General features: G+C 71.0%; 13 protein-coding genes. 10 read left to right on the forward strand and 3 right to left on the reverse strand.

The genetic code is table 11. The features are described from left to right. Positions 1–2 precede the first annotated feature (2 nt). From B042_RS0108845 to B042_RS0108865, 5 genes are all read left to right on the forward strand, one after another. Positions 3–566, forward strand: a complete 564-nt coding sequence (locus B042_RS0108845; RefSeq protein WP_028647990.1) for a gamma-glutamyl-gamma-aminobutyrate hydrolase family protein — start codon at positions 3–5, stop codon at positions 564–566. A 53-nt stretch (positions 567–619) separates the two neighbouring features. Further along, positions 620–1,732, forward strand: a complete 1,113-nt coding sequence (locus tag B042_RS0108850; protein ID WP_036554361.1) for a Glu/Leu/Phe/Val dehydrogenase dimerization domain-containing protein — start codon at positions 620–622, stop codon at positions 1,730–1,732. Further along, positions 1,729–3,399, forward strand: coding sequence for an AMP-binding protein (locus B042_RS22470; RefSeq protein WP_036554363.1), 1,671 nt, complete (start codon positions 1,729–1,731; stop codon positions 3,397–3,399). Before B042_RS0108850 ends, B042_RS22470 begins: the two co-directional genes overlap by 4 nt. Before the next feature lie 55 nt (positions 3,400–3,454). Continuing rightward, positions 3,455–4,726, forward strand: coding sequence for a pyridoxal phosphate-dependent aminotransferase (locus B042_RS0108860; RefSeq protein WP_197024224.1), 1,272 nt, complete (start codon positions 3,455–3,457; stop codon positions 4,724–4,726). A gap of 114 nt (positions 4,727–4,840) precedes the next feature. Further along, a complete protein-coding gene (locus B042_RS0108865; RefSeq protein ID WP_028647993.1) occupies positions 4,841–5,740 on the forward strand; it encodes a hypothetical protein in 900 nt (299 codons plus the stop codon). A gap of 33 nt (positions 5,741–5,773) precedes the next feature. Here the strand turns inward: B042_RS0108865 and B042_RS22475 are convergent, their stop codons facing one another. Next, positions 5,774–6,214 carry a MerR family transcriptional regulator gene (locus B042_RS22475; RefSeq protein WP_036554365.1) on the reverse strand — a complete coding sequence of 147 codons (441 nt, stop codon included), beginning with the start codon at positions 6,212–6,214 and terminating at the stop codon, positions 5,774–5,776. A gap of 65 nt (positions 6,215–6,279) precedes the next feature. Between B042_RS22475 and B042_RS0108875 the strand changes: the two genes are divergently transcribed. The 5 genes from B042_RS0108875 (at position 6,280) to B042_RS0108890 (ending at position 12,608) form a co-directional block, all read left to right on the forward strand. Further along, entirely contained in the window at positions 6,280–7,491 is a 1,212-nt protein-coding gene (locus B042_RS0108875; RefSeq protein ID WP_028647994.1) for an MFS transporter, read from the forward strand. Positions 7,492–7,909: 418 nt separating this feature from the next. Beyond that, complete coding sequence (locus B042_RS22480) at positions 7,910–8,656, forward strand: response regulator transcription factor (protein WP_231493885.1); 747 nt, start codon at positions 7,910–7,912, stop codon at positions 8,654–8,656. Between the two features lie 206 nt (positions 8,657–8,862). Next, a complete protein-coding gene (locus B042_RS27035; protein ID WP_081748689.1) occupies positions 8,863–10,263 on the forward strand; it encodes a transposase family protein in 1,401 nt (466 codons plus the stop codon). Then, positions 10,260–11,471: a GTP-binding protein gene (locus tag B042_RS0108885; protein ID WP_028647995.1), complete on the forward strand. Its 1,212-nt coding sequence runs from the start codon at positions 10,260–10,262 to the stop codon at positions 11,469–11,471. Before B042_RS27035 ends, B042_RS0108885 begins: the two co-directional genes overlap by 4 nt. 159 nt (positions 11,472–11,630) lie before the next feature. Continuing rightward, the gene (locus B042_RS0108890; protein WP_028647996.1) at positions 11,631–12,608 is read left to right on the forward strand and encodes an NAD(P)/FAD-dependent oxidoreductase; all 978 of its coding nucleotides are present in this window, start codon (positions 11,631–11,633) and stop codon (positions 12,606–12,608) included. A gap of 109 nt (positions 12,609–12,717) precedes the next feature. Here the strand turns inward: B042_RS0108890 and B042_RS26040 are convergent, their stop codons facing one another. Next, positions 12,718–12,882, reverse strand: coding sequence for a hypothetical protein (locus B042_RS26040; protein ID WP_197024226.1), 165 nt, complete (start codon positions 12,880–12,882; stop codon positions 12,718–12,720). Positions 12,883–13,429: 547 nt separating this feature from the next. Beyond that, a complete protein-coding gene (locus B042_RS22490; RefSeq protein WP_231493886.1) occupies positions 13,430–14,899 on the reverse strand; it encodes an ABC transporter ATP-binding protein in 1,470 nt (489 codons plus the stop codon). Positions 14,900–14,909 lie beyond the last annotated feature (10 nt).

Consider the following 14,909-nt stretch of genomic DNA (forward strand, 5'->3'; position numbering starts at 1 on the left):
CCGTGGTGCGTCCCCGAGTACTCGTCGTCAACAACGGAACCCTCTCCCTGAAACAGCTCCGTCGGCGGTTCGAGTCGCTGGGCTCGGACACTGAGACGGTCGACGCGGCCTCCGTGCCGCGGCGGACCGACGGCCGCCACCAGGCGATCGTCCTGAGCGGCACCAAAGTCCGGGCCTATGACCAGAACTACTACAGACCCCTCGTCGACCTCGTCATGAGTACCAACGTCCCGGTGTTCGGCATCTGCGGTGGCATGCAGACCCTCGCGGTCGCCGCCGGCGGGCTCCTGGAGGAGGGGCCGCAGCGGGTCGGCGGTCACGAAGCCCAGGTCGACACGGAGGAACCGATCTTCCGGTACGTGGACCGGACGGTGACGGTCTTCCAACGCCACACCCTCTACGTCCGCAAGGCACCGGAGGGCTTCCAATCCATCGGCCGCTCCGAGCACGCGCCCGTGGAGTTCCTGCGCTCCAACGACGGGCGGATCTTCGGCGCACAGGCACACCTGGAGTTCCGCCGCGACGGCCTGGAGATCCTGCGGGGCTTCGCGCAGCTGTACCAGTGAGGCCGGCGCGACGGCCCGACAGAACCCGCCCCCTACCACCCGAGGACTGGACCATGACCGATCTGGACAACCCCGAACCCGCGTTCGTCGCCCATCTCAAGGGCAGCGGCGGCCCCCTCAAGGGCTGGGTCGTCGTCGACTCCCTCGTCGACGGCCTGGCGATGGGCGGTACCCGTATGACCACGGGTGTCACTGAGGAGGAGGTACGCGGCCTGGCCCGCGACATGACCCACAAGTTCACGCTCGCCGGGCTGCGCATCGGCGGCGCCAAGGCCGGGATCGTGGCCTCGGAGAGCGACCGCGAGGAGACCTTCCGCACCTTTGGCCGAACTGTGAAGCCCCTGCTGCATGGCGGCGTCCATCTCGGAATCGACATGGGGGTCACCCCCGCCGACCGGGCCGTCTTCTTCGCCGAGGCCGGGTACGACCCGCGCCACCGGCCGGGTGTCCCCGACATGCCCATCGACTGGCGCACCTACTACGAACCGCTGATCGACTGCACCGGACACGGGGTCGGCGTGGCCGCCGTCACGGCCTGGGAGGCCCGGCACAGCGGGCCGGCGCGTGTCGTGATCCAGGGCTTCGGTGCTGTGGGACGCGCCGTCGCCGGGTTCCTGGAGGAGCGCGGGCACGTCATCGTGGGCGTAGCCGACATTCAGGGGACCGTCAGCGCGGAGCGGCTCCCCGTGGTCGACCTCGTGGACGTCACCGACGGTTTCGGGAGGATCGACCGCTCACGCCTGCCCCTGGACGTCTCCGTGTCCGACGGGCCGGACGCCTGGCTCGACGTGGACGCCGACCTGCTGGTGCTGGCGGCGCAGAAGCACGCGCTCAACGCCGAGAACGCGCACCGCCTGCGGGCCGGGCTGGTCGTGGAGGGCGGCAACATCAGTTCCAGCGACGAGGCACGGGAGAAGGTGGCCGCCTCGGGTGCCCTCCTGGTGCCGGGGGTGATCGCCAACGTCGGCGGTGCGGCCTCCGCCGCCCTGGCGGTCACCCGGCGTGTGCCCTTCGACCTGGAAGCGCAGGCCCGCAAGGCGTGGGTGTTCGACTGGGTCGGCGACCGTGTGCGGCACAACACCCGGGATCTGCTCGACATCGCGGCCGCGCGGTCAGGCGATCCCCTCCCCCAGCTGCTGGCCGCCCGCCGGGAGGAGCTCCGATGACCTCGGTGACCGAGCCCGGATCCGCCACGGCGGTCTCGAACGCGGCGGTATCCCCGGAGCGTGCGGCGGAGTACCGGCGGCGGGGGTGGTGGCGGAACACGACCTTCCTGGACGACCTGCGCCGCCAAGCCCGCGAGCGCCCGCGACGGACCGCCGTGGCGGCCCGCCGCGGCGGCCCGGCCCGCACCGACGTCCTCACCTACGCGGACCTGGAGCGGCTGACCGACCGGTTCGCCGGGGCTCTCCTGGAACTGGGCGTGCGGCGGGGCGACGTCGTCGCCGTCCGGCTGCCCGACAGGTGGGAGATGGTGCCGCTGCTGTTCGCCACCGCGGCGGTCGGCGCCGTCCTCTGCCCCATCGCGCCCTCCTGCGACGGAAAGGAACTGCGTCACCGGCTCGACATCACCGGGGCCCGGGTGTACATCACCGTTCCGGAGCCAGACGGGAGCCCGTCGGCCGACGCCGAGCACGTGATGGTAGTCGACGGCCCCGTCCCAACGGGGACGGTCGGCTTCCACGAGCACTTCGTCGCCGCGCACTGGGAGGAGCGGCGCCCTGGCCTTTCCGTGGACCTGGCGCTCACCCCCGACGAACCGTTCGTCATCCTGTTCACCTCCGGGACCACCGGCTTCTCCAAGGGCGTGGTGCACAGCCAGAACACGGTGCACGCGGGCGTCCGCGGATACACGGACGCCTTCCTGCTCCGCGACGACCTCGTCGCCGCGGTAACCACCCCGCTGGTGCACTACTCCGGGTTCGGCCAGGGCGTCCTGGCCGGTGTCATGCTCGGCGGCACAGTCCTCTTCCAGGAGGAGCGGGACCACGCCGGTCTGCTGGACCTGGTCGAGCGGTACCGCGCCACGCTGCTGTACGGGCCCCCGCCCACCCTGTCCGGGATCGCCGCCGCGCAGCGGGCCGAACCGCGCGACGTGTCCGCCCTGCGGTACACGGTCACTGGTGCCGCCCCCGTGCTCCAGGGGCTGGTGGACGAGCTGCGCGCCGCCTTCGGGACCTCCACCTACTCGGTCTGGGGGATGTCGGAGTTCGGCCCCGTCACCATCAGTCGGCTGGACTACGACCAGGACTGGTCGGCGCACAGCCACGGGCGGCCGATCGACGCCGCGGAGATCCGCGTCGACCGGTGCGACGACCCCGGCCGCAGGGCCCCGGTGGGGCGCCTGCGGGTGCGCGGGGCCTCGCGAGCGCTCGGCTACCACGGCAGGCAGAAGGAGTTCGTCGCCGAGATCGGCGCGGACGGCTGGTTCGACACCGGCGACCTGGCCCGCGAGGACGGCCGAGGCGGCATCCGCGTTCTGGGGCGGGGCCGGGACGCCATCGTGCGCGACGGCGTCCCGGCCCCGGTGGCCGAGATCGAAGCACTCCTGGCCCGGCACCCTCGGGTGGCCCAGGCTGCCCTGGTGGGCCCCCCGGACGGGGGTGCCGGGCCGATCACCGCGGCGGTCGTCCCCCGTAACGGGGACGCGCCCACCCTCGGCGAGATGCGCGCTCACCTGCTCGGGGCGGGCCAGGAAGCCCGGTTCCTCCCTGAACGCCTGGCGGTCGTCGCGTCCCTGCCCACCACCCTCACGGGCAAGGTGCGCAAGGCCGAGCTGCGCGAATGCCTGGCCGGGGACGGCCCCTCTCCGCCATCCGAACGCCACCCTTGACCCGGGCGATCCCGTCACCCACCCCGCCCCCGCGACCCCGCCCCTGGAGGAGACTATGCCGGTATCCACACCGGTGCCCCTGTCCGCTACCCTCGCCGCCGACGAGGCTCTGGCCCGCCGGGAGGCGGCCGGAGAAACGGTACTCTCCCTGGCCGGCGGTGAGATCGGGCTGCCCGTCCTGCCCCGGCTCCGGGAACTGCTCGCCGCCGCCGCAGACCGCAACGCCTACGGGCCGGTGGCGGGCAGCGCCGAACTGCGCGCCGCAGTCGCCGGGTACTGGCGGCGGCGGGGGCTGGACACCGACCCCGACCTCGTCGTGTCCGGCCCGGGGAGCAAACCGCTGCTGTTCGGGCTGATCCTCGCCGTCGGCGGAGACGTGGTGATCCCCCAGCCCGGCTGGGTCAGCTACGCGGCCCAAGCGGCGCTCGGAGGTGGACGCGCCATCCCTGTCCCGACCCCGCCAGGGCAGGGCGGGGTCCCCGCACCGGACCTGCTGCACGAGGCGGTGGCCACGGCCCGCGCGGCCGGCCGCGACCCGCGGGCGGTGGTGGTCACGCTGCCGGACAACCCCACCGGGAACGTCGCCGCACCCGAGACCGTCCGGGAGCTGGCCGAGGCCGCCCGCAGCCTCGACCTGTTCATCATCTCCGACGAGATCTACCGCGACCTGGTCTTCTCCCCCGACACACCCGTTGTCTCCCCGGCGGTGTTCGCACCGGAGCGGACCGCAGTCACCACCGGCCCGGCCAAGAACCTCGCCCTCGGAGGGTGGCGGCTGGGGGTGGCCCGGCTCCCCGAGGGGGCGCTCGGGCATCGGGTGCGCGCGCGGCTACTGGGCATCGCCGGGCAGGTCTGGTCGACCGCTGCGGCCCCCGTCCAGGCCGCGGCCTCCTACGCCTTCTCCGAGCCCCGGGACGTGGTGGAGCGCGTCGCCGCGAGTCGGCGCCTGCACGGGGCCGTGGCCCGCGCGGCGGCCGAACGCTTCTCCGGGATCGGCGCCGTGACGGCACCAGTGCGGGCGACCTGCTACCTCTACCCCGATTTCGAGCCGCTGCGGGAAGTCCTGGCCCGCGCCCACGGTGTGCGCGGGGCTGCGGAGCTGGCCGACCACCTCGTCCAGAGGTACGGGGTGGGGCTGCTTCCCGGAAGTGCCTTCGGAGAGCCAGCGCGTGCCCTGCGGATGCGGGTGTCCACCGGCCGCCTGTACGGCGCGGGCGAGTCCGAACGCCTCACCGCCCTGAACACCCCCGACCCCCTGCGTCTCCCCTGGATCGAAGAGTCCCTGGACCGCGTCACCGAGGTCCTGGCCGATCTCGCGCGACCGTGACCACCGCGCGGGATGCACGCCGGGCACCCCGCCGAAAACCCTGCCGGGCCCACCGCCCTGCACCCCGCCGGACACGCATGTCCACCCCCGTCACCAAGGAGGCACACCGCCATCATGTCCATCTTCTTCGAATCCATCTACAAAGGCCGCCGATACGCGGGTGTGGGGCTGCCGTCCGACGGCACGCTCACCCTGTACGCGGCGGACGGCGACCGCCTCCGCAACGTCTTCCTCTCCGCCGCCGGGACCGGGGCGGAGGCCGCGGCGGTGATAGCCGCCGTCACCGAAGGCCCCGAGACGCTCTCGGTGGCCACCGACGACCCCGGGCTGCGCTTCCTGCCGCCCCTGCTCCCCGCGGACGCCAACAACTCCCTGATCAACGGGTTCATGGGGACGCACCGGTCCAAGTTCGACCGGGCCCCCGAGCCGAACGAGGAGTTCACCCCGCCGAACTACTACATCAAGGGCCTGGGGTCCTGGCTGCGCCTGCCCGAGGAACCCCTGGTCACCCCGGCGAACCCGGTCTGGCTGCTGGAAGAGCCGGAAATCGTGCTGGTCTACGTCAACGACGACGAGGGCCGACCGCACTACACGGGGTACGGGTTCGGCAACGACCTGAACGACATCGGCCTCCACTTGGAGAAGCCGTGGGCCTGGACCCCCTACGCCAAGCTGTGCGAGACCTCGATCGCCCCCTGGCTGTTCCTGGGCGAGCCACCGGAGACGGTGACCGGACGGGTGGTCATCGAGCGGAACGGGGAGACCGCCTGGGAGGGCGGTTTCTCATGCGGTGCGGACTCCCTCTTCCAGCGGATCCCCGACATGGCGGAGTACTTGTTCTCCTACCCGCTACTGCGCCGTCCGGGTCTGGTGAACTACCTGTTCCTGGGTGCGGACAAGGCCAGTTACCACGACGGGTTCCGGATCGGGGACGGTGACCGGCTGGTCCTGTGCGTGGACAGCCACGGCGTCGAACTGGCCAACCCTGTGCGGTACGCCGTCCCGGCAGACTGACCCCGGGCCGACCGGTCGGCGGCGCCACCGGCCTCAGCCGCCGGCCGCGACCGGTGCACTGGCCCCCGCGGGAGCCGCCTCCCCGGTGGGGTCCGCCTCCTCCGCGGGGGCGTCCCCGCCGCGGCGTACCCGGGCGAGGTAGTCGGTGATGGCCTCCCTGTTGCGGACCATGCACCGGATGCGCTCGTCCATGCGTTCGCGCTCGCGTTCGAGCACCGCAATCGTCTCGGGCGTGGCGTCGGAGACATAGATGGCGTCCGGCCGGTCCAGGCACGGGAGCAGTTGCTTGATGATCCGGGTCGACAGACCGGAGTCGAGCAGCCCCCGGACCTGGTGGACGCGGTCCACGTAGCGCTCGTCGTAGTCCCGGTAGCCGTTGGGGGAGCGTTTGGCGCCGATCAGCCCCTGTTCCTCGTAGTAGCGCAGCAGCCGCGGGGACACCCCTGTGCGTTTCGACAGTTCGCCTATGCGCACGTGTCTCACCTCACAAAAATGGCGATTGACCTTCACACCTATGGAAGGGTTTGAGGATACAGACTATGTCCACTCCTCCGGTAGAAAACGTGGCCTCCCCGCCTGCCAAGGGCGAGGAGAGCAAGTTCCCCTGGGTGGCCCTGCTGGCCCTGGCCACGGCCGCCTTCGTCGGCATCCTGACCGAGGCCCTCCCGGCAGGGATGCTGCCCGAGATGAGCGCGAGCCTGGCGGTCAGCGAGTCCGCGATGGGCCAGGCCCTCACCGTCTACGCGATCGCCTCCGCGGTCACGGCCATCCCCCTGTTCGCACTGACGGCGACCTGGCGGCGCAAACCCCTGCTCCTGGGAGCGATCGCCGTGATCGCGCTGTCGAACCTGGTCACCGCGATCTCTCCCGACTACCTGCTGACCATGGTGTTCCGGTTCCTGGGCGGTGTGGCAGCCGGCCTGATCTGGGCGCTCCTGGTGGAGTACGCCCGCCGCCTTGCGCCCCCCCACCTCCAGGGGCGGGCGATCGCGGTCACCATGGGCGGCGTCCCCCTCGCCCTGTCCCTGGGCATCCCGGTGGGCACCTTCCTCAGCGGGATCTTCGACTGGCGGACGACGTTCCTCCTGGTCACCCTGCTGGGCGTGGTCCTCCTGGCCTGGGTCCTGGCATCGGTCCCCGACCACAGGGGCCGCCGAGGGACCGCGCAGGCGTCCGTGATGCGCGCCTTCACCAGCCCCGGGGTCATCGCGGTCCTGTTCGTAGTCGCGGCCTACGTCCTGGCCCACAACATCCTCTACACCTATATCGCGACGTTCCTCATCGAATACGACATGGGTGGGTCCATCAGCCTTGTCCTGCTGATCTTCGGCATCGCCTCCATGGTGAGCATCCTCGTGGTGGGCGCCCAGGTGGACCGGCGGCTGCGTATGCTGACCATCGCCAGCACCGTCCTGTTCGCGGTGGGAACGACCCTGTTGGCGGTGTTCGCCGAGAGCGGGCCGCTCGTCTTGCTCGCGGCGGCCCTGTGGGGGCTGGGCTGGGGCGGTATCACCACGCTCATGCAGACCGCAGTGACGGACGCGGGGGGCGACGCCGCGCAGGCCCTGCTGGTCACCACCTGGAACGGGTTCATGGCCGCGGGAGGCGCCGTCGGCGGCATTCTCCTGGAGGTGTTCGGTCCGAGATCCTTCCCATGGAGCGTCCTGCTGCTCCTGGTCCCGGTGCTGATCGTCGTGGTCGTCGGCCGACGCCATGCCTTCCCGGCCCAGCGGCCGGGCATGGCGCCCTGACCCCTCCTGGCGGCCCCCGGACCCGGTACGCCGCCGGGCCCGGGGGCCCTCCGGCGACCCCGCCTCCATGAAACGAAATTTTCGCCAACAGATCTAAAATAAATACCGAGAGGAACGTAAAGAGACGATTTGACCTGCGAATAAAAGGCGCGCGGGAAACAATTTTTTCGACGCCAGGCTGATCGCCCCACTACCATACCCACCCTCGCCCCGAAAAGTTCATGTCCGCTTTTGGCCATTCTCACTTACATGAGAGTAGCCAGAGTACTCTGCAGATATGCATGGTGGACCTCGAACCGATGCGAGCAAATGGATCACCTACCTCGAACACTACCCGGAGCAGGCCTTTCCACGCCAGCGGACGACCTGCGGAACCGGACATACGGCACAGACCAGATCTAGGGCGAGGATCATGGGGTTGTGGTTGCACAAGGCACCGTCGGACACGACGCCACAGATCGACGACACACGGCCGTCGGACTCCTGGCGGATACTCGTGGTGGAGAACAAAGAATCCGAAGCGCGAAAACTCACCGACTGCCTACTGCGCCACGGCCACAGAACTCGTACCGTGGGCGGGGGACGTGCCGCGCTGAACACCTACAAAGAATCCGACCTGGTACTCCTCGACCTGGACCTGCCGGATCTGGACGGTCTGGAGGTCTGCCGACTGTTGCGCGCCGCCAGTTGCGTTCCCGTTATCGTCGTCAGCTCGCGTTGCACCGAACTGGACCGCGTCCTCGGCCTACGCGCAGGGGCCGACGACTATATGTCCAAGCCGTACTCCGTGCACGAGCTCATCGCGCGGGTAGAGGCGGTGATGCGCCGGACCAAGAAACAGTACGGCCCCGGGATCGACATCGTTTCCCACGGGCCATTAAGGATAGACCCGGCAACCCGGAGAGTCCACCTGTCAGGAAAATCGATCAAGCTCACCAGGAAGGAATTCGACCTGTTACACATCCTCGCTTCCCAGCCGGACCAGGTGGTGTCCAGGAAGTATATCATGGACCAGGTCTGGGGAGGGGATTGGTCTCAGCGCACCATTGACACGCATGTGAGCAGCATACGCAGAAAACTCGGCGACAAGAATTGGATCGTCACCGCCCGGGGAATCGGTTTCCAGTTGGGAGCGGCAGCGACCGATAGCTATGTCGATGTCTGACGAGAGCGGCTATCGATGTGTTCCAGCAGCGGTCGGTCCTTCACCGGGGCTGGAATGTTGATGAGTTCCAACAGCACCCAACACACCAAAGCCTTCCGGAAACCCCCAGGTTCCCGGAGTTCTCATGTTTTGCCGGGGAACACACAAGCACCGGGTCCAACGGGGCCTGTAGAGATATGACCAAGCCCTGACATGCAAAAACGGGCATGCGCCTGAAGGAGAGAGTTGCCGAGGAAACCCGATCCGTAAGACCGCATGCCCGCTGTGTCACCCTCTCGTCCTCCGTGCGTGACCTCAACCCCACCGTCGCGACCACTCACCCCCGCAGGCGAACCCACCCCCACCTGAGGGACCACCTGGCCGCCATCAACGACCCCAGAGCCCCACGCGGGCGCCGATACAGCCCGCCCGCCCTGCTGGCCCTGTGCGTGTGCGCCCTGACCAGCGCCGGTCACGACAGCACCTGCGCCCCCATCGCATGGGCCCACAACGCACCTGAGCGTGTCCTCCTCGCATTGGGCCTGCCCCCGCGCCCCTTCACCAAGCAGATCCACATCCCCGACGAGCACACCCGGCGCAACCTCCTCACTCGTCTGGACCCCGCCCAGCCCACCCGCGCCGACCTCGCATACCTGAACACCCACACCCCACCCGAAGGCGATCCGGCACGCACCCCTGCCGGGGCACCCGAACGCGAACACCGCCGCGCCCACCACCAGCAACGGCACCGACCCCCTACCGGATGCCCCGCCACACCGCTCATGCCGCTGGCGGCAAGACCCGGCGCGGGGCCGGCGCCAGGAAGGGCCAAAGCCCGGCCTCGGCAAGGTCGGCCGCGGGGTGGTCTTCGCCGTCACCGATCTGGACGCCCACCAGGTCTCACTTGCGGAGTTGGCCAACCATGCCCATGGCCACCGGACGGTGAAGAACCGGGTGCGCTACGTGCGGGGCGTGGCTTTCGGAGAGGAGGCCCGCCGCGCCCGCACCGGTCGTGCTGGGGCTTTGACGGATACCGTCCGCAAGGCGCTGACCACTGCTGTGTGGAAGAACCTTGCGTCAGGCCGCAGAGCCCACACCGATCCGGACCAGGTCCTCGAACTCCACGGCACCACCCAAGACCAGCCCGTATGGGTCTGCCTCGCGAGAGCTCCGGGATCCTGTGCCCCCGCCCGTGCCGACGGGCCCACCCGGAATCCCGCACCACAAGCCATGCGTTGCGCTCCCGTCATTTACCCTGCCTCTGCGTCGGCCCCACGCCCACCGGGCCCAACGCCGCCTGCGACAGTCACCCGCCGCACGGGCGTGGCGGGAGGCGGTCCCGACACACACCAGCCCTCCCGTGTCCACGCCCCTGGTCACCGTCGCTACACGAAGCAACCGTGGTTCTCCCCAGTGCCCCGGGGCACTGCCCGACGGCGGCCGGCCCGCCGTGCGGCGGCCTTTTCGCACCGCCCCCCGGGGCGGGATCGAATGCTAAGGTTGAAAATGATTTTCGTTTTCAACCTTGGCGCCTGAGCTCGGGCCATCCCGCGGCCGAGCACGGCGACCGCACCACCCCTCCACCGCTACGGGCCTGCATACGATCCTCCGGGGGAACTGATCCATGAGCGCACTGACCGACCTGCCCGTGACCGTACTGTCCGGTTTCCTGGGCGCGGGCAAGACCACCCTGCTCAACCACCTGTTGAAGAACCTGGACGGCTCTCGGGTGGCGGTGATCGTCAACGACATGAGCGAGATCAACATCGACGCCGAGCTGATCCGGGGCGACGGGCACCTGTCGCGTACCGACGAGCGCCTGGTGGAGATGACCAACGGCTGCATCTGCTGCACCCTGCGCGACGACCTGCTCGAGGAGGTCGCCCACCTGGCCGAACAGGGCCGGTTCGACCACCTGATCATCGAGTCCAGCGGGATCTCCGAGCCCATGCCCGTCGCCGCGACCTTCGCCGTCCCCGGGGACGACGGACGGCCGCTGCTGGAGGGGGCCAGGCTGGACACGATGGTGTCGTTGGTGGACTCCGCGAACTTCCTCGCCGAACTCCACCGCGGCGACGACCTCGCCGACCGCGGCCTGGACGCCTACGAGGACGACGAGCGCACCGTCAGCGATCTGCTCGTCGACCAGGTCGAGTTCGCCGACGTCCTACTCATCACCAAGACCGACCTGGTCACCGCCGAGCACGCCGACCGTGTGGAGGCCGCGGTACGTCGTCTGAACCCGCTCGCCCGCGTCCTGCGTATCGCCCATGGGCGCGTCGATCCCGCCGAACTGATCGGCGCGGACCTGTTCGACCTCGAACGCGCTTCGCGCGCGCCGGGTTGGGTGGCCGAGCTCAATGGCGACCACGTCCCCGAGACCGAGGAGTACGGGATCTCCAGTCTGGTGTTCCGGGCCGACCGGCCCTTCCACCCCGAACGCCTGTGGAAGCTCATCGGAACCGGGTTCGACGGTGACCGGTACGGCACCGTGCTGCGCACCAAGGGCTTCTTCTGGCTGGCGACTCGTCCGCGCACCACCGGCCTGTGGTCCCAGGCCGGACCGGTGGGCCGGTTCGAACCGGCCGGGGTGTGGGACCCCGCGGACGGCGCGGCCCTGGGGTACGCCCCCGAGGACGTGGCCGACACCGAGCCGGTGGAGCCCCGCCAGGAGCTGGTGTTCATCGGCACCGCCCTGCGCGGACCGGACCTGGAGGAGGCCCTGCGCGCCTGCCTGCTCACCGACGCCGAGCTCGCGTCCCCATGGGAGGCGCTGCCGGACCCGTTCCCGCAGTGGGACGTCCGCGGCGTGCACGCGCACCACACCCACCCCTGACAGCGGGGGCCACCCCGTCCGCGGCGGCTCCCCCGCGTGGAGGTGCCGGGCTCCGTGCACGTACGTTATGAGAACGATGATCATTTCCACGAGAACGCCCTCTGCGGCACACCGCCCGGCACTACCAGGTCCGGGCGGCGAAGAAAGCGAGCGAACACCGTGAACACGCAACCCCCCGGTTCAGCCGAAACCTACGACGTCATCGTGGTCGGGGGCGGGGCCGCCGGTCTGAGCGCCGCCCTCACCCTGGGCCGCGCGCGGCGCTCGGTACTGGTCGTCGACTCCGGGCTCCCCCGCAACGCACCCGCCGACGGCCTCCACGCCTACCTCGGCCGGGAGGGCACCGCGCCGGAGGACTTCCTGCGGACCGCGCGCACCGAAGTGGCCGGCTACGGTGTCCGCGTCACCAGTGGGGAGGCCGTGTCGGCGTCCCGGGAGGAGGAGGGGTTCCGGGTCGCCCTCGCCGCCGGGGGGAGCGCCCTGGGCCGCCGCCTCCTAGTGGCGACCGGCCTGGTCGACGAGCTCCCAGAACTCCCCGGGCTCTCCCGCCTGTGGGGCAGGAGCGTGATCCACTGCCCCTACTGCCACGGGTGGGAGGTGCGGGACCGGAGGATCGGCGTGCTCTCCACGGGGCCCTTCTCCCTGCACCAGGCCTTCACGTGGCACCAGTGGAGTCCGCAGGTCACCCTGTTCACCCACACCGGCCCCGAGCCGGGGGACGAGGACCGCGAGCGGCTCGCCGCGCTGGGGATCACCGTGGTGTCCGGAAAGGTCACCGCGCTGGAGGAGGAGCGGGACGAACTGCGCGGTGTACGTCTGGAGGACGGCCGGGTCGTCTCCCTCGACGTCCTGTCGATCGCCCCGCGCTTCACCGTTCACGCCTCCTTCCTGGAGCCGCTCGGCCTGAAACCCGTCGAGGAGCAGATGCACGGCCACACCATCGGCGAGGTGATTCGGACCGACCCGACCGGGGCGACGGGTGTCCCCGGAGTGTGGGCCGCCGGCAACGTCACCTCACCGATGGAACAGGTGATCGGCGCGGCGTCCGCGGGGAACCGGGTGGCCGCGGCCATCAACACCGACCTCATCATGGCGGACACCGCGGCGGCGGTCGCCGCCCGTAGTTCCTCCGGCTGACCTTCGGCGGTGGGGGCCGTGCCGCGCTGCGGCGTACGTCCCTGAAATCGGATCGGGGCGGACCCGATCCGATTCCGCGTTTTCAGTGGCTTTTCACGCCCCGCCCCCTTCAGGACGTGGCCGGGGCGTGCTCGTCCCAGTGGCCCTCATGCGCGTGGTGCAGGTGGTCGCCGTGGACGTAGTCCACATGGCCTCCGCGGGGAACCGCGACGTGGCCGCACCCCTCACCGTGGTCATGGGCGTGGCCCTCGTGGACAAGGTGTGCCAGTGCCATCGCTCCCCCAGGGATCCGCGACTGCGGTGGATGAATGGACGGAGCCGAAGACAACACCGGCACAGAGCTCTGAACAATCAAGACAAACCATAGAAAAAGAAAATTACCTTGGTCTAGGGCCGTCCGAAACACAAAAGGAAATGGTTTTCTTTTCCACCCCGAAAAGGGGCCCTCAGCCGCGCAGGACCCCGACCGGGGACGCTTCGCCCGGAGGCCCGCGTCGCGGGAACCCACTTGAAAACGATAACCATTTTCAGTAACATCGCAGTCGGCCGCGCCCGGAGGCGGACCGGACAAATCACAGCCCCCGCTTCCGGGCGTGGCCGCGACGAACGGGACGGAAACGGTCCAGCGGTGTTCCGCCCCCGGGAAGCCGCCCTCCGGCCGCGACGTGCCGGTCGCTCCAGAACCGGGCCCAGAGGCCGTCGGCGGCCAGAAGGAGGAGGGCCGCCGGAGCGGCCCATCCCGGGCTGTCCGGGTGTCGCCGGTGAAGAGCGGGGAGCCGGGGAGAGCGCGGAGTCCGCGCGGGACCGGCACTACCGCTTCGTCATCGACACCGTTCCGGCCGGGTGGGAGAGCCCTCTCCCGGAGCGGCCACCGCGGTAGCCTCCGGCACCCCGCCCGTGCTCCGGCCCGCGCCGACCGCGGCCTCCGCCTCCACCAGCCCTCCGCGCTCGATGCGCAGGACGCGGTCGGCGCGGGCGGCGACCGCGGGGTCGTGCGTGGCGAGCAGGACCGCCAGCCCCCGGTCGGCGCGCAGCGCGTCCAGCAGTTCCAGGACGTGGCGGGCGGTACGGCCGTCCAGGGCCGAGGTGACCTCGTCGGCGAGCAGGACGCCCGGCTGGGCGGCCAGGGCCCGCGCGATGGCCGCCCGCTGCCGCTGGCCGCCGGAGAGCCGTGCGGGGGTGCGGTGGAGCGCCTCGGCGGGCAGTCCGACCTCTGCGGCCAGGGACACGGCGCTTTCGCGCGCCTGGTCGCGGGAGGAGCCCAGGAGGACCCGGGCGGGGCGGGCGAGGGCCGAGCCCACCCGGTGGGAGGGGTGGAGGGCGGCCCTCGGGTCCTGGCCGACGAACTGGACGGCGCGCAGGAGGGCCCGTCCGCGCTCCTCCACCCGGTGCGGGACCTCCTGCCCGGCCACGGACACGCTCCCCGTCCATGACGGGTGCAGCCCGGCGACGGCGCGCAGGAGGGTGGACTTGCCGCTGCCGGAGGGGCCGGTGAGGGCGACGAGTTCTCCGGGGCGCACTCCCAGGTCGACCCCTTCGAGCAGCACGGTTCCGCCGCCGGGGGCGGCGACGGCCAGGGAGCGCAGTTCCAGTGCGGCCGGGCGGCCGGGTTCCGCCACCCGGAGGAGGGGGCCCCGGCGGCCGGGGCGCTCGGGCGGTGTGTCGCCGAGGGCGACCACGCTGTCCGCCACCCGCTCCGCGAAGTCCCGGTCGTGGGTGATGACGATCGTGGCCCGCCCCGGGGCCCCGCGGCGTTCGCCGAGGACCTGGAGCACCCGCTCCAGTGCCTCCGGGTCCAGGCCGCTGGTGGGCTCGTCCAGGACCAGCAGCGCGGGGTCGCCGACGACCGCGCGGGCCAGGGCCACGCGCTGGGCCTGGCCGCCGGAGAGCTCGTGGGGGCGGCGCCGGGCGACCTGTGCCGGGTCCAAGCCCAGGCGGCGCAGGATTCGGTGCGCGGCTTCCCGGTGCTCGGCGCGGGACCCGTCGAAGGGGCTCTCCAGGAGCAGGCCGGTGACGGTGCGCAGGGGGTGCAGGTCCGAGGCCGGGTCCTGGCCGAGCAGTCCGGCGTGCTCGCGCCTCCAGCGGCGCGCGGACCGTCCCGGGCGGATCACGGACCCGTTCCAGCTCACCCGGCCGCCGACCCGCCGCAGCCCTTCGGGGAGGGCGTCGAGGGCGGCCAGGACGGCGCTGGTCTTGCCGCCGCCGGAGGGGCCCATCACCGCGGCCACGCCGCCGGAGGGGACCGCCAGGTCGACCGGGCCGACGATCGGGCGGCCGTCCCGGTCCGCCACACTCAGCCCT

It is taken from the genome of Nocardiopsis sp. CNT312, from assembly GCF_000515115.1.
In the GTDB taxonomy this organism is placed as follows: domain Bacteria; phylum Actinomycetota; class Actinomycetes; order Streptosporangiales; family Streptosporangiaceae; genus Nocardiopsis.

Coding starts and splice junctions, on each gene's coding strand:
- B042_RS26040 (WP_197024226.1), bottom strand. CDS start 12,882: ATGGCACTGGCACACCTTGTCCACGAGGGCCACGCCCATGACCACGGT.
- B042_RS22470 (WP_036554363.1), top strand. CDS start 1,729: ATGACCTCGGTGACCGAGCCCGGATCCGCCACGGCGGTCTCGAACGCG.
- B042_RS0108885 (WP_028647995.1), top strand. CDS start 10,260: ATGAGCGCACTGACCGACCTGCCCGTGACCGTACTGTCCGGTTTCCTG.
- B042_RS0108850 (WP_036554361.1), top strand. CDS start 620: ATGACCGATCTGGACAACCCCGAACCCGCGTTCGTCGCCCATCTCAAG.
- B042_RS27035 (WP_081748689.1), top strand. CDS start 8,863: ATGCGCCTGAAGGAGAGAGTTGCCGAGGAAACCCGATCCGTAAGACCG.
- B042_RS0108860 (WP_197024224.1), top strand. CDS start 3,455: ATGCCGGTATCCACACCGGTGCCCCTGTCCGCTACCCTCGCCGCCGAC.
- B042_RS0108865 (WP_028647993.1), top strand. CDS start 4,841: ATGTCCATCTTCTTCGAATCCATCTACAAAGGCCGCCGATACGCGGGT.
- B042_RS0108875 (WP_028647994.1), top strand. CDS start 6,280: ATGTCCACTCCTCCGGTAGAAAACGTGGCCTCCCCGCCTGCCAAGGGC.